Origin of the sequence: Pseudomonas bharatica, assembly GCF_048586865.1 — a bacterium.
Classification (GTDB): domain Bacteria; phylum Pseudomonadota; class Gammaproteobacteria; order Pseudomonadales; family Pseudomonadaceae; genus Aquipseudomonas; species Aquipseudomonas bharatica.
In genome coordinates, this window is sequence record NZ_JBMAWR010000010.1 from 102,004 (window position 1) to 114,790 (window position 12,787).

Annotated in this window: 14 protein-coding genes; 10 read left to right on the top strand and 4 right to left on the bottom strand. The window is 63.9% G+C overall.

The window, feature by feature from the left end:
• The first annotated feature begins 22 nt into the window (after positions 1-22).
• From rsfS to lipA, 10 genes are all read left to right on the top strand, one after another.
• Complete coding sequence (gene rsfS, locus ACKLLE_RS13780; RefSeq protein ID WP_037059871.1) at positions 23-445, top strand: ribosome silencing factor; 423 nt, start codon at positions 23-25, stop codon at positions 443-445.
• 9 nt (positions 446-454) lie between these two features.
• Positions 455-922 (top strand): 23S rRNA (pseudouridine(1915)-N(3))-methyltransferase RlmH, encoded by a 468-nt coding sequence (gene rlmH / locus ACKLLE_RS13785; protein ID WP_009397919.1) that lies wholly within the window; start codon positions 455-457, stop codon positions 920-922.
• 16 nt (positions 923-938) lie between these two features.
• Positions 939-2,831, top strand: a complete 1,893-nt coding sequence (gene mrdA / locus ACKLLE_RS13790) for a penicillin-binding protein 2 (protein WP_064302054.1) — start codon at positions 939-941, stop codon at positions 2,829-2,831.
• Between the two features lie 38 nt (positions 2,832-2,869).
• Positions 2,870-3,973: a rod shape-determining protein RodA gene (rodA, locus tag ACKLLE_RS13795; protein ID WP_009397922.1), complete on the top strand. Its 1,104-nt coding sequence runs from the start codon at positions 2,870-2,872 to the stop codon at positions 3,971-3,973.
• A gap of 17 nt (positions 3,974-3,990) precedes the next feature.
• Positions 3,991-5,001 carry a lytic murein transglycosylase B gene (gene mltB, locus ACKLLE_RS13800; RefSeq protein WP_009397925.1) on the top strand — a complete coding sequence of 337 codons (1,011 nt, stop codon included), beginning with the start codon at positions 3,991-3,993 and terminating at the stop codon, positions 4,999-5,001.
• The gene (locus ACKLLE_RS13805) at positions 5,001-6,002 is read left to right on the top strand and encodes a septal ring lytic transglycosylase RlpA family protein (protein WP_420058271.1); all 1,002 of its coding nucleotides are present in this window, start codon (positions 5,001-5,003) and stop codon (positions 6,000-6,002) included. Before mltB ends, ACKLLE_RS13805 begins: the two co-directional genes overlap by 1 nt.
• A gap of 147 nt (positions 6,003-6,149) precedes the next feature.
• The gene (locus ACKLLE_RS13810) at positions 6,150-7,310 is read left to right on the top strand and encodes a D-alanyl-D-alanine carboxypeptidase family protein (RefSeq protein ID WP_009397938.1); all 1,161 of its coding nucleotides are present in this window, start codon (positions 6,150-6,152) and stop codon (positions 7,308-7,310) included.
• 74 nt (positions 7,311-7,384) lie between these two features.
• On the top strand, positions 7,385-7,660 hold the full coding sequence (locus tag ACKLLE_RS13815; protein WP_009397939.1) for a DUF493 domain-containing protein: 276 nt from the start codon (positions 7,385-7,387) through the stop codon (positions 7,658-7,660).
• Positions 7,660-8,307: a lipoyl(octanoyl) transferase LipB gene (gene lipB, locus ACKLLE_RS13820; protein ID WP_420058272.1), complete on the top strand. Its 648-nt coding sequence runs from the start codon at positions 7,660-7,662 to the stop codon at positions 8,305-8,307. The genes ACKLLE_RS13815 and lipB overlap by 1 nt, the downstream gene beginning before the upstream one ends.
• Positions 8,308-8,309: 2 nt before the next feature.
• Entirely contained in the window at positions 8,310-9,308 is a 999-nt protein-coding gene (gene lipA / locus ACKLLE_RS13825; protein ID WP_009397945.1) for a lipoyl synthase, read from the top strand.
• Between the two features lie 153 nt (positions 9,309-9,461).
• Here the strand turns inward: lipA and ACKLLE_RS13830 are convergent, their stop codons facing one another.
• The 4 genes from ACKLLE_RS13830 to ACKLLE_RS13845 all read right to left on the bottom strand — a co-directional run bounded on the left by ACKLLE_RS13830 (position 9,462) and on the right by ACKLLE_RS13845 (position 12,751).
• Positions 9,462-10,772 carry a lytic murein transglycosylase gene (locus tag ACKLLE_RS13830; protein ID WP_420058273.1) on the bottom strand — a complete coding sequence of 437 codons (1,311 nt, stop codon included), beginning with the start codon at positions 10,770-10,772 and terminating at the stop codon, positions 9,462-9,464.
• 61 nt (positions 10,773-10,833) lie between these two features.
• Positions 10,834-10,998: an alternative ribosome rescue factor ArfA gene (gene arfA / locus ACKLLE_RS13835; RefSeq protein ID WP_420058275.1), complete on the bottom strand. Its 165-nt coding sequence runs from the start codon at positions 10,996-10,998 to the stop codon at positions 10,834-10,836.
• A 74-nt stretch (positions 10,999-11,072) separates the two neighbouring features.
• Entirely contained in the window at positions 11,073-12,110 is a 1,038-nt protein-coding gene (gene holA / locus ACKLLE_RS13840) for a DNA polymerase III subunit delta (protein ID WP_420058276.1), read from the bottom strand.
• A gap of 35 nt (positions 12,111-12,145) precedes the next feature.
• The gene (locus ACKLLE_RS13845; RefSeq protein WP_420058277.1) at positions 12,146-12,751 is read right to left on the bottom strand and encodes an LPS-assembly lipoprotein LptE; all 606 of its coding nucleotides are present in this window, start codon (positions 12,749-12,751) and stop codon (positions 12,146-12,148) included.
• Positions 12,752-12,787 lie beyond the last annotated feature (36 nt).

A 12,787-nucleotide genomic window follows, 5' to 3' on the forward strand; every position in this document is an offset into this window, starting at 1 on the left:
CAATGAGTTGAACGAGTTTTATATGACCAAGCAGAAAATCACCGGCGAAGAGCTGGTCCAACTGGCCAAGTCGGCCCTGGAAGAAGTCAAGGCACAGGACATCCAGGTGATCGACGTACGCGCCAAGCACAGCCTGACCGACTACATGATCATCGCCACCGGTACCTCCAACCGGCAGATCAACGCGATGGCCGAGAAGGTCCGCGAAATCGTCAAGCAGCAGGGCGTGATGCCCCTGGGTGAGGAAGGCAAGGGCGACAGCGACTGGGTCCTGCTCGACCTGAACGACGTCATCGTGCACATGATGACCGCCGCCGCCCGCCAGTTCTACGACCTGGAACGCCTGTGGCTGGGTGCCGAGCAGAGCCGTGCCGCCGATGGCAAGCACCATAGCCCGGAAAACACCCATGAGCATTTCGCCAAGCTCAACAAAGACCTGGACTGAGGTAGCGCCGTGCGTCTGCGATTGATCGCGGTCGGCTCGCGCATGCCCAAGTGGGTCGAGGAAGGCTGGCATGAATATGCCAAGCGCCTGCCGTCGGAGCTGTCCCTGGAACTGGTGGAAATCCCGCTCAATACCCGGGGCAAGAACGCCGACGTCGCCCGCCTGATCCGTCAGGAGGGCGAGGCCATGCTGGCCAAGGTCCAGCCGGGGGAGCGCATCGTGACCCTGGAGGTCCATGGCAAGCCCTGGAGCACGGAGCAACTGGCGGTCGAGCTGGACCGCTGGCGGCTGGACTCGCGTACCGTCAACCTCATGGTCGGCGGCCCGGAAGGGCTGGCACCGGAGGTCTGTGCGCGCAGCGAGCAGCGCTGGTCGCTGTCGCCGCTGACCCTGCCGCATCCCCTGGTACGGATACTGATCGGCGAACAGATCTATCGCGCCTGGACGGTTCTGTCCGGGCACCCTTACCACAAATAAGCCGTAAGCCTTTTCAATGTCGCAGCCGATCCGCCTCAAGGACCACGAGAAAGACGCCCGTCTGGTGCGTAGCCGCGTCGTGGTCGGCGCGGTGGCGATCCTGCTGCTGATCTGCGTACTGATCGCCCGGCTGTACTACCTGCAGGTGATCCAGTACGACTATCACTCCACGCTGTCGGAGAACAACCGGGTGCATGTGCAGCCGATTCCGCCGACCCGCGGGCTGATCTTCGACCGTAACGGCGTGATCATCGCCGACAACCGGCCCAGCTTCAGCCTGAGCATGACCCGTGAGCGCTCCGGCGACTGGCAGCAGGTGCTCGATGTGATCGTCGAGGTGCTGGAACTGACTCCGGACGACCGCGCGCTGTTCGAAAAGCGCATGCGGCAGGGGCGTCGGCCGTTCGAGCCGGTGCCGATCCTGTTCGAACTGACCGAAGAACAGATCGCCCGGATCGCGGTGAACCAGTTCCGCCTGCCCGGCGTGGAAGTGGTGGCGCAACTGGTGCGGCACTATCCGCAGGGCGCGCACTTCGCCCATTCGGTGGGCTATGTCGGGCGCATCAACGAAAAAGAGCTGAAGACCCTCGACCCGGTCAACTACAGCGGCACCCACCATATCGGCAAGACCGGTATCGAGCGCTTCTACGAGGATGAACTGCACGGCCAGGTGGGCTACGAGGAAGTCGAGACCAACGCCCGCGGTCGCGTCCTGCGCGTGCTCAAGCGTACCGACCCGATTCCTGGCAAGGACATCGTCCTCAGCCTCGACATCAAGCTGCAGGAAGCCGCCGAGCAAGCCCTGGGCGGCCGCCGGGGGGCGATCGTCGCGCTCGACCCGCGCACTGGCGAGGTCCTGGCGATGGTCAGCCAGCCCAGCTTCGACCCGAACCTGTTCGTGACCGGCATCAGCTTCAAGGCCTACGCCGAGCTGCGCGATTCCATCGACCGGCCGTTGTTCAACCGCGTGCTGCGCGGCCTGTACCCGCCGGGTTCGACCATCAAGCCGGCAGTCGCCATCGCCGGCCTGGATTCCGGGGCCGTGACCCCGTCCACCCGGGTGTTCGACCCGGGCTACTACCAGTTGCCCAACTACGACCACAAGTACCGCAACTGGAACCGCACCGGCGATGGCTGGGTCGATCTCGACACGGCGATCATGCGTTCCAACGACACCTACTTCTATGACCTTGCGCACAAGATGGGCATCGACAAGCTGTCCAGCTACATGAACCGCTTCGGCATCGGGCAGAAGGTCGCCCTCGACATGTTCGAGGAGTCGCCTGGGCTGATGCCGTCGCGCGAATGGAAGCGTGCGACCCGTCGCCAGGCCTGGTTCCCCGGCGAGACCCTGATCCTCGGTATCGGCCAGGGCTACATGCAGGCCACGCCGCTGCAACTGGCCCAGGCCACCGCGCTGATCGCCAGCAAGGGCAAGTGGAACCGTCCGCACCTGGCCAAGAGCATCGAAGGCCAGCCGCCGGTGGACCCGAACCCGATGGAAGACATTGTCCTGCGCGACAAGGCCGACTGGGCCAGGGTCACCCATGGCATGGAGCAGGTGATGCAGGGCGCCCGGGGTACCGCGCGCAAGGCGGCCATCGGCGCGCAGTACAGGATTGCCGGCAAGAGCGGTACCGCCCAGGTCGTCGCCATCAAGCAGGGTGAAAAGTACGACCGCAGCAAGGTCCAGGAACGCCATCGCGACCACGCGCTGTTCGTCGGCTTCGCCCCGGCCGAGGATCCGAAGATCGTGATTTCGGTGATGGTCGAGAACGGCGAGTCCGGATCCGGCGTCGCCGCCCCGGTATTGCGCCAGGTCATGGACGCCTGGCTGCTGGATGAAAGTGGCCGTCTCAAGCCCGAATACGCCCCCAACGCCTCCGTTGCCCAGGAATCGGCCCCGTGAAGAGTAATTTCGACCGCATGCTGTCCAGCGAGGACGTGATGCGCCGCCGCGCCAGCTTCCTGCAGCGCATCCATGTCGATGGCCCGCTGCTGGTCCTGCTGCTGACCCTCGCTGCCGGCAGCCTGTTCGTCCTCTATTCGGCCAGCGGCAAGAACTGGGACCTGCTGCTCAAGCAGGCGTCATCCTTCGGTATCGGCCTGGTCTCGATGTTCGTCATCGCCCAACTGGAACCGCGCTTCATGGCACGCTGGGTGCCGCTGGCCTATGTGGTCGGGGTGACACTGCTGGTCGTGGTGGACATCATGGGCCACAACGCCATGGGTGCGACGCGCTGGATCAACATCCCCGGGGTGATCCGCTTCCAGCCTTCGGAGTTCCTCAAGATCATCATGCCGGCGACCATCGCCTGGTACCTGTCCAAGCGCACGCTGCCGCCGCATCTGAAGCATGTGCTGATCAGCCTGATCCTCATCGGCATCCCCTTCATCCTCATCGTTCGCCAGCCGGACCTGGGTACCGCACTGCTGATCCTTGCCTCCGGGGCCTTCGTCCTGTTCATGGGCGGCCTGCGCTGGCGCTGGATCATCAGCGTGGTGGCCGCAGCGGTGCCGGTGGCCGTGGCGATGTGGTTCTTCGTCATGCACGACTACCAGAAACAGCGCGTGCTTACCTTCCTCGACCCGGAAAGCGATCCCCTGGGGACCGGCTGGAACATCATCCAGTCCAAGGCGGCGATCGGCTCCGGCGGGGTATTCGGCAAGGGCTGGCTGCTGGGTACCCAGTCGCACCTGGACTTCCTCCCGGAAAGCCATACCGACTTCATCATCGCCGTGCTCGGCGAGGAGTTCGGCCTGGTGGGCATCTGTGCGCTGCTGCTGATCTACCTGCTGTTGATCGGCCGCGGGCTGGTGATCACCGCCCAGGCCCAGACCCTGTTCGGCAAGCTGCTGGCCGGCAGCCTGACCATGACCTTCTTCGTTTATGTCTTCGTCAATATCGGCATGGTCAGCGGTTTGCTGCCCGTGGTGGGCGTACCGCTGCCCTTCATTAGCTACGGTGGAACTTCGCTGGTGACGCTGCTGTCAGCGTTTGGCGTTCTCATGTCGATCCATACCCACCGCAAATGGATCGCGCAGGTTTGATCAAGGTGAATTTCTCGATGCAAGCAGTACGGGGCTGGATGGCCCGTTATGTTCCCCTGGCGGGATTCCTTGGTCTGTTCGGCACGGCCCAGCAGGCCAGTGCCGGCGACTACGATGGCTCGCCGCAGGTGGCCGAATTCGTCGGGGAAATGACCCGCGATTACGGCTTCGCCGGTGAACAACTGATGGGCGTGTTCCGCGACGTGCGACGCAAGCAGGCGATCCTCGACGCCATTTCGCGTCCGGCGGAACGGGTCAAGCCATGGAAGGAATATCGTCCGATGTTCCTCACCGACGCCCGCGTTGCCCGCGGCGTGGATTTCTGGCGCCAGCACGAGGCGGCCCTGGCCCGCGCCGAGCAGGAATACGGGGTGCCGGCCCAGGTGATCGTGTCGATCATCGGCGTCGAAACCTTTTTTGGCCGCAATACCGGCAACTACCGGGTGATCGATGCGCTTTCCACCCTGGCCTTCGATTACCCGCCGCGGGCTCCGTTCTTCCGCAAGGAACTGCGCGAGTTCCTGCTGCTGTCCCGCGAGGAGCAGGTCGATCCGCTGACCCTGAAAGGCTCCTATGCCGGCGCCATGGGCCTGCCGCAGTTCATGCCGAGCAGCTTCCGCGCCTACGCCGTGGACTTCGACGGCGACGGCCATATCAATATCTGGAACAACCCCGACGACGCCATCGGCAGTGTCGCCAGCTATTTCAAGCGCCATGGCTGGGTGGCTGGCGAACCGGTGGTGAGCCGCGCCATGGTCCGTGGCGAGCGGGTCGACGAAGGCCTGAGCCCGGGCATCGAGCCGGTCAGGACGGTGGGGGAGTTGCGGGCACTGGGCTGGTCGAGTCATGATGCGCTGCGCGATGATCTGCCGGTCACCGCTTTCCGGCTCGAAGGCGACAATGGCCCCGAATACTGGCTCGGCCTGAAGAACTTCTACGCGATCACTCGCTATAACCGCAGCGTGATGTACGCCATGGCGGTACATCAACTTTCAGACCTGCTGGTTCAGGCAAGGGGCGCCCGCTGATGCGCGAACTGTTCTCCATGACTTCCCTCAAGCTGCTGGGCTGCGTCGCCATTGGCGCGCTGCTGGTCAGCTGTTCTTCAAGCCGCCCGACGCAGAGTGCCAGCAGTGGCAACATCATCCGCTCCCAGCCGGGCCTGGACATCAACCGGGCGCACAAGGATGGCGCGCCGTGGTGGGACGTCGACGTGTCGAAGATCCCCGATGCCACCCCGACCGTCCATACCGGCAACTACAAGGCCAACCCCTACACGGTGCTGGGCAAGACCTACTACCCGATCCCCGATTCACGCAACTACGTGGCCGAGGGCACCGCGTCCTGGTACGGTACCAAGTTCCACGGGCAGAACACCGCCAACGGCGAGGTCTACGACCTCTACGGCATGAGCGCGGCGCACAAGACCCTGCCGCTGCCGGCCTATGTCAAGGTGACCAACCTGGACAACAAGCGCAGCGTGATCCTGCGGGTCAACGATCGCGGCCCGTTCTATTCCGATCGCATCATCGACCTGTCCTACGCGGCGGCGAAGAAGCTCGGCTACGCCGAGACCGGTACCGCCCGGGTGCGCGTCGAAGGTATCGATCCGCAGCAGTGGTGGGCCCAGCGCGGGCGCCCGGCGCCGATGGTGCTGGAGCAGCCGCAGGTCGCCCAGGCCCCTTCGATCCCGGCCAGCACCGGCACTGTCGAACAATGGACGCCGCCGCCGCAACAGCACGCCGCGGCCGTGGTGCCGGTGCAGGTGGCCAGCAACAGCCTGCCGGCCAGCGGTGGCACCTACCTGCAGGTCGGTGCGTTCGCCAACCCGGATGCCGCCGAGTTGCTACGCTCCAAGCTGAGCAGCATGGTCAGCGCGCCGGTGTTCATCAGTTCCATCGTGCGCAACCAGCAGACCCTGCACCGGGTGCGCCTGGGCCCGATCCGCAGCCAGGGCGAAGTCCAGCAAACCCAGGACAGCGTACGCCTGGCCAATCTGGGCCAGGCCAAGGTAGTTACGGCGGACTGACCGGGGGGACTGGTCGGTTTGTCATGTAGCGGGGGCATACAGCCATGTACAATGGCGGTTTTGCCCCGGGGCGCGACGCTTTGCCGCAGCCCGTTTTAACGTTTTGCCCCCTTGGGGCATAAGCCCATTAGCGATTTCGAGAGACGGATGAACATCACCACCTTTGCCAAACGCCTTTGCCTGCTTGTTCCGCTGCTGATCGCTCCGGCTGCGTTCGCCGCCGAGCAGATGATGCCGTCGCCGCCGCAACTGGCAGCCAAGTCCTACGTGCTCATGGAAGCCTCCAGCGGCAACATCCTGGTCGAGAACAATGGCGACCAGCGCCTGCCTCCGGCGAGCCTGACCAAGTTGATGACCGCCTACATCGCCACCCTGGAGATCCGCCGCGGCCAGATCGGCGAGAACGATCCGGTGACCGTCAGTGAAAACGCCTGGCGTACCGGCGGTTCGCGGATGTTCATCAAGGTCGGCACCCAGGTCAGCGTCAGCGACCTGCTGCACGGCATCATCATCCAGTCCGGCAACGACGCCAGCGTCGCCGTGGCCGAGCACATCGCCGGCAGCGAAGACGCCTTCGCCGACATGATGAACAAGACTGCCGCCGACCTGGGCATGACCAACAGTCACTTCATGAACCCGACCGGCCTGCCGAACCCCGAGCACTACTCTTCGGCGCACGATATGGCGCTGCTGGCCCGCGCCATCATCCATGAAGACCCGGCGCACTACGCGATCTACTCGCAGAAGGAATTCTTCTGGAACAACATCAAGCAGCCGAACCGCAACCTGCTGCTGTGGCGCGACAAGACCGTCGACGGTCTTAAAACCGGCCACACCGAGGAAGCCGGCTACTGCATGGTGTCCTCCGCCGTACGTGACGGCATGCGCCTGATCGCCGTGGTCTTCGGCACCAACAGCGAGCAGTCCCGTGCTGCCGAGACCCAGAAGCTGCTGACCTACGGCTTCCGCTTCTTCGAAACCCAGACCTTCTACCAGAAGGGCACCGAACTGGCCCAGGCGCCGGTGTGGAAAGGCACCACCAGCCAGGTCAAGGCCGGCCTGGCGGAAGACCTGACCATGACCTTGCCTAAAGGCCAATTGAAGAAACTGGCTGCCAGCATGACCATGAACCCGCAACTGATGGCGCCGATCGCCAAAGGTGACGTGATCGGTAAAGTGGAAGTCAAACTGGATGACAATGTCGTTCACAGCGCCGACCTGATCGCGCTGGACGCGGTCGAGGAAGGTGGTTTCTTCCGTCGGGTGTGGGATAGCATCCGCCTGTTCTTCTACGGGTTGTTCAACTGATATCGTGACCTGCCACGCCCCTGCCATCCCGCAGGGGCGTTGTTGCTGCCACGGCTTACGAGGCCGTTACTGCCATGACTCAAACTGATGTCAAACCGCCAAAAATCGAATTCCCCTGCCCGGATTATCCTATCAAGGTGATTGGCGATACCGTCGTCGGCTTCAAGGACACCGTCATCGAGATCCTGAGCAAATATGCCAAGGTCGACTTGAGTACGCTGGCAGAGCGCCAGAGCAAGGAAGGCAAGTACACCACCGTACAACTGCATATCATCGCCACCGGCGAAGACCAGTTGCACAATATCAACAGCGCCCTGCGCGCGACGGGTATCGTGAAATTGGTGATCTGATGCCCTCGGTTCTCGGCTTTCGCGACCTCGGGCTGTTGCCTTACGAACCGGTTCTCGAGGCCATGCGTCGCTTCACCGCCGAACGCAAGCCCGGCAGTGGTGACGAAATCTGGCTGGTGGAGCATCCTCCTGTATTTACCCAGGGCCAGGCCGGCAAGGCCGAGCACCTGCTGGTGCCGGGAGATATACCGGTGGTGCAGACTGACCGCGGCGGCCAGGTGACCTACCACGGCCCCGGCCAGTTGGTCGCCTATCTGCTGCTGGATGTGCGTCGCCTCGGTTTTGGCGTGCGTGACCTGGTTACGCGCATGGAGCGTTGCCTGATCGAGCTGCTCGCCAGTTATGGCGTGCAGGCGGCAGCCAAGCCCGATGCGCCGGGCGTTTACGTCGATGGGGCAAAGATTGCCTCCCTCGGCCTGCGGATCCGCAACGGTTGTTCCTTTCATGGCCTGGCCCTGAATGTGGACATGGACCTGGCGCCGTTTCGCCGAATCAACCCCTGCGGGTATGCGGGGCTGGCCATGACCCAGCTGCGCGACCAGGCCGGACCAATCGAATTCTCCGAGGTAAGGGCAAGGCTGCGCGGACAGCTGGTCAAGCACCTCGATTATGCTGAGCAGACGACCCTTGCGGGCGGAATCGACTGAATATGACTATTGTGCAAGAGCCGGTGCAAAGCACCGCCACCCCGGCCCCACGGCCGAAGGTTGAAGCCGGTGTGAAACTGCGTGGTGCCGAGAAGGTCGCGCGTATTCCGGTAAAGATCATCCCGACCGAAGAACTGCCGAAGAAGCCCGACTGGATCCGCGTGCGTATCCCGGTTTCCCCGGAAGTCGACCGGATCAAGCAACTGCTGCGCAAGCACAAGCTGCACAGCGTCTGCGAAGAGGCCTCCTGCCCGAACCTGGGCGAGTGTTTCTCCGGCGGTACCGCGACCTTCATGATCATGGGCGACATCTGCACCCGCCGCTGCCCGTTCTGCGACGTCGGCCACGGCCGGCCGAAGCCGCTGGATGTGGACGAGCCGAAGAACCTGGCGATCGCCATCGCCGACCTGCGCCTGAAGTACGTGGTGATCACCTCGGTGGACCGTGACGACCTGCGCGACGGCGGTGCCCAGCACTTCGCCGACTGCATCCGGGAAATCCGTGCGTTGTCCCCGGGCGTCCAGCTGGAGACCCTGGTCCCGGACTACCGTGGCCGGATGGACGTGGCGCTGGCGATCACGGCCCAGGAGCCGCCGGATGTATTCAACCACAACCTGGAAACCGTACCGCGCCTGTACAAGGCCGCGCGTCCGGGCTCGGACTACCAGTGGTCGCTGACCCTGCTGGAGAAGTTCAAGGAGCTGGTGCCGCACGTACCGACCAAGTCCGGCCTGATGCTCGGCCTGGGCGAGACCGACGAGGAAGTGATCGAAGTCATGCAGCGCATGCGCGAGCACAACATCGACATGCTCACCCTTGGCCAGTACCTGCAACCCTCGCGCAGCCACTTGCCGGTGCAGCGTTTCGTGCATCCTGACACCTTCGCCTGGTTCGCCGAGGAAGGCTACAGGATGGGCTTCAAGAACGTCGCTTCCGGGCCGCTGGTACGTTCCTCGTACCATGCCGACCAGCAGGCGCACGAGGCCAAGATCAAGCTCTGATCGCCCGGCCATGAAAAAGCCCCCGTACCTGTGAAGGTCGGGGGCTTTTTCTTGTTGTATGCGGCCCCTGTGGGAGCGGGTTCACCCGCGATGACGTCGGTGAATTCACTACCGCATCGCGGGTGAACCCGCTCCCACAGGGGCCGCGTTAACCTAGCGAGCCCTGAGGCTATCCAGCAGCTTGTGCGTCGCGTAGCCATCCGCCGGCCAGCCACGCTGCTGCTGGGCCGTGCGGATCGCCTTGCGGGTATTGGCGCCGATGATGCCATCGGCATTGCCGGCTTCATGTCCGTTGGCGTTGAGCAGTTCCTGCAATTCGATGCGCTCGCTGCGGCTCAGTGGCAGGTCATCCTTCGGCCAGGCGCCGCGGATAAAGCCCGAGCCGTCGAAACGTTCGCTCAACAGGCTGACCGCCAGGGCGTAGGCCGATGAGTTGTTGTACTTGAGGATGGCGCGGAAGTTGTCCAGTACCAGGAACGCCGGGCCACGATAGCCCGTAGGCAGCAGCAGCGCGGCGGAGAGCTGCTCGCTGCCGGCCGGAATGCGCGTTCCCGGTGCCAGTTGCACGCCCAGGCGCAGCCATTCGGCAACGGGCTTGCGCAGGGCCCCATCGGCCATCCAGTAATCGAAGCCACTCGGTACCGTTACCTCGAAGCCCCAAGGCTCGCCACGTTTCCAGCCCGAGCTTTGCAAGTAGTGGGCGGTGGACGCAAGGGCGTCGGCCGAGCTGTTCCAGATATCGCGGCGACCATCTCCGTCGAAGTCCACCGCATGGGTGTCGTAGGTGGTGGGAATGAACTGGGTCTGACCCATGGCACCGGCCCAGGAGCCGCGCATGGCTTCCGGGGCGATATCACCGTTCTGCAGGATTTTCAGCGCGGCCAGCAACTGGTCCTGGGCAAAGGCCGGGCGGCGGCCTTCGTAGGCCAGGGTCGCGAGGGAGCGGATCACCGATTTGTTGCCCTGGAACTGGCCGAAATTGCTTTCCATGCCCCATACCGATACCAGCACATTGCGCTCGACGCCGTAACGCTGTTCGATGCGCCCCAGCAGGTCGTTGTTCTGCAGCAGCAAGGCCTTGCCATTGCGTACGCGAACCGGCGACAGGGCGCCATCGAGGTATTCCCAGACCGGCCGGCTGAACTCGGGTTGGCTGCGGTCGGCCTTGATCACGTCCATGTCCGGAGTGATCCCGGCGAAGACACGGTCGAACAGGCTCGGCGAAACGCCGGCCTGCAGGGCTTGCTGACGGAAGCTGGCCTGCCATTGGGCGAAAGTCTGCTGTGGCAGGATCTCGATCTCGGCGGACGGCGTCGCTTGGGTAAGGGCTGGAGCGGGTTGTACCGGCGCGATGGGCAGGGCATCGGCGGCGGTGGGATGTTCGGCGCAGGCAACCAGCAGGACAAGGCTGGAAGCAGCGCTCAACTGGCGGAGTTGCCGACGGCGGGAAAGGCGGAAAGGCATGCACTAATCCAGGTAATACGGGTCAGGTGACGACCATATCATGCCTGCGGTTTTCCTGCTTTCATGCGGCCATAAAGGAAGAAGCCTCCCAATCTCTCGATTGGAAGGCTTCGCGGCGGTAGCTGCCCTTGCCCTTTTCCGGTCGTTCCTGGCGGCAGCGGAACAGTGGCTGGGCGACGATGGATTTGGCCTTGTTGGGCCGGGATTTTGCCGGTTTCCTGCGCATGACGGTGATCCTGCCTGGGTGGATTCGCGCGCACTATAGGACTGCGTTGTGTCCACTGCAAGACCGCCGGTCCCTTACTCGGCAGGCAGCGCCAGGCGCTGGCCGGCCATCAGCAGCGAGAGGCGGGTCAGGCTGGTCCAGGGCGAACCCTGGGCCTGGCCTTTGATCTGCGCATCGATACGCTGGGCGTCATGCAGCAGCTGGCCCCAGCGTTGTGCCGAATGGCGCTGCAGGGCCTTGCTCATCAACGGGCGACGTTTGTCCCACACCGGCGGCCTGGCCTGGCTGAAGGCTTTTTCCAGCGGTACGCCCTGGCTGTACTGCTGGGCCAGGCCGACCAGCACCCGCAGCTCGCGGGCCAGCGCCCAAAGAATCACCGGTGGTTCGACCCCTTCGCCACGCAAGCCTTCGAGCATGCGCAGGGCATGGGCCGCTTCGCCGTTGAGCACTGCATCCACCAGGCCGAAGACATCGAAACGCGCGCTGTCGGCGACCGCGCCTTGTACGGTTTCCACCGTGATGGTGTTGCCGTCGGCGAGCAGCTTGAGCTTTTCGATTTCCTGGGCCGCCGCCAGCAGGTTGCCTTCGACCCGCGCTGCGATCAGTTCCACCGCATCCCGTTGTGCGGCGAGCCCGGCCTGGGCCAGGCGCTGGTTGATCCATTGCGGCAACTGCTGGGTGTCCACCGGCCAGATCTGGATGAACTGGACCTGCGCACCCTCGACCAGGGCTTTGCCCCATTTGGTTTTCTGCGCGCTGCCGTCGAGCTTGGGCAGGCTGATCAGCAGCAGGGTGTCGTCGGCGGGCCGCGAGCAATACTCGATCAGCGCTGCGGCTCCCTTGTCACCCGGTTTGCCGGACGGCAGGCGCAATTCCAGCACGCGCTTCTGGGCGAACAGCGAAAGGCTGGCGCCGGCCTGGAGCAGGGTGCCCCAGTCGAAGTTGGCATCGGCACTGAACACCTGGCGCTCATCGAAACCTTGCTGGCGTGCGGCCAGGCGGATGGCGTCGGCGGCTTCCTGGCACAGCAGCGGATCATCTCCGCTGACCACGTAGACCGGGGCGAGGGCGCCTTGCAGGTGTTTGCCGAGTTGGGCGGGGGTGAGTTTCATAAAGAAGTCGGGGCGCCGAAGCGCCCCGTCCGGTCTCAGTTCGCCGGGATTTCCAGCGGCGATTGCTGGGGTTGTGCATCCTGGGCGCGTTGTGCCGCTTCCAGGGCTGCGGCTTCTGCCTTGGCACGCTCGTCGGCCTTGGCCTGCAGTTCGTCCAGTTGCGCCGGGGTCAGCAGTTGCAGGCGCAGCACCATCTTCTGCACCAGGTCGCGGCGCATTTCGCCACGGATCTGCCCGGCTTCCTGGCCCGAGCCGGTCACGTTGTTACCGTCGTACAGGTAGATCTTCTGTACTTCCAGTTTGTCGCTGATCAGTGGCGTTGCGTTGCGGCCCTGGATGTCATACGACAGCGCAGTGGTCAGCTCGTATTCCACCGAGCGGCCGGAGCCGGCATAGCTGGCGGCGCGCTGGGTTTCCGCTTCGTTGGTCAGCACCAGTTTGTACGGAGCGCCGCTGTGGACATTGACGCCGCTGCTGCGCAGCAGGTCGCGCAGTTCGTTGACCGTGTCGCCGTAGGCGTTGCGGGCGCTCAGGTCGAGTTCCTTGATCGCCAGTTCGGAAGTGCCGGTGCCGCGCAGATGGAAGCCGCAGGCGCTCAGCATCGCGGCCAGGCCCATCACCAGCAGATTGCGTTTGATCATCTTGTTGCTCCCTGGAAACCTTGGGGACTTTTCTAT